The 1,130-nt window shown below is 48.0% G+C and carries 2 protein-coding genes; both read right to left on the reverse strand.

Annotated elements, in window-relative coordinates; all coding sequences use genetic code 11:
* On the reverse strand, positions 1-385 hold a 385-nt coding region (locus ACP45E_RS00275), incomplete at its 3' end, for an SDR family NAD(P)-dependent oxidoreductase (RefSeq protein ID WP_141707145.1).
* A 40-nt stretch (positions 386-425) separates the two neighbouring features.
* A partial coding sequence (gene fabD / locus ACP45E_RS00280; RefSeq protein ID WP_069584574.1) for an ACP S-malonyltransferase occupies positions 426-1,130 on the reverse strand: 705 nt, incomplete at its 5' end.

Genomic DNA, 1,130 nt, shown 5'->3' on the forward strand with positions numbered 1-1,130 from the left:
CTGATCCGCTCTTCCGATCTGCCGCTTTAGACATGCGGAAAATCGGCGTTAAGTTAGTATCAATGATGTCGTTCCATTCATCATCTTTCATGCGCATAAGAAGATTATCGCGCGTGATCCCTGCATTGTTTACAAGAATGTCGATCACACCGAACTCGTCGTTAATCGTTTTCAACGTCGCTGCGATTGAGTCAACATCAGTCACGTTAAGTGCAAGACCTTTACCATTTTCACCAAGGTACTCACTGATCGCTGCTGCGCCGTTTTCGCTCGTTGCGGTACCGATTACGGTTGCGCCACGCTCAACCAATAATTCAGCAATCGCTCGGCCAATACCACGGCTCGCACCCGTTACTAGGGCGATTTTGCCCTCTAAATTCATCATCTGTTATTCCTTATGTTCTTAGCCAATAAAAGCCAGCGATTTACGCTTTCGCCGCTTCTAATGAAGCAACATCATTAACCGACGCTGCGCTAAGTGTTTTAACGATTCGTTTTGTGAGACCCGAGAGAACTTTACCTGGGCCGAACTCAAGCAGTTTTTCAACGCCTTGTTCATTCATTAGCTGAACACCTTCTGTCCAACGAACAGGGCTATACAGCTGGCGAACCAAAGCGGCTTTAATTTTTCCCGGATCCGTTTCTGCAATAACATCAACGTTATTGATAACGGGTAATGTTGGGGTGTTAAATTCGATAGATTCTAAAGCCACCGCTAATTTGTCAGCGGCAGGCTGCATTAGCGCACAGTGCGAAGGAACAGAAACAGGCAAAGGAAGCGCACGTTTAGCGCCAGCTTCTTTACAAAGTGCACCCGCACGAGCAACAGCATCTTTGTTGCCAGCAATAACCACTTGACCTGGCGAGTTGAAGTTAACAGGAGAAACCACTTCGCCTTGCGCTGCTTCTTCACACGCTTTAGCAATTGACTCATCATCTAAACCAATAATGGCGTACATAGCGCCAACACCAGCAGGTACCGCTTCTTGCATTAGTTGACCACGAAGCTCAACTAATTTGATCGCTTGCTTAAAGTCAATGACCCCTGCACAAACCAAAGCAGAATATTCGCCAAGGCTGTGTCCGGCTAGATTGTGTGGCTGCTCTACACCCCCCCCCCCCCCCCCCCC

This window comes from Vibrio genomosp. F10 str. 9ZD137 (assembly GCF_049974785.1).
GTDB lineage: Bacteria > Pseudomonadota > Gammaproteobacteria > Enterobacterales > Vibrionaceae > Vibrio.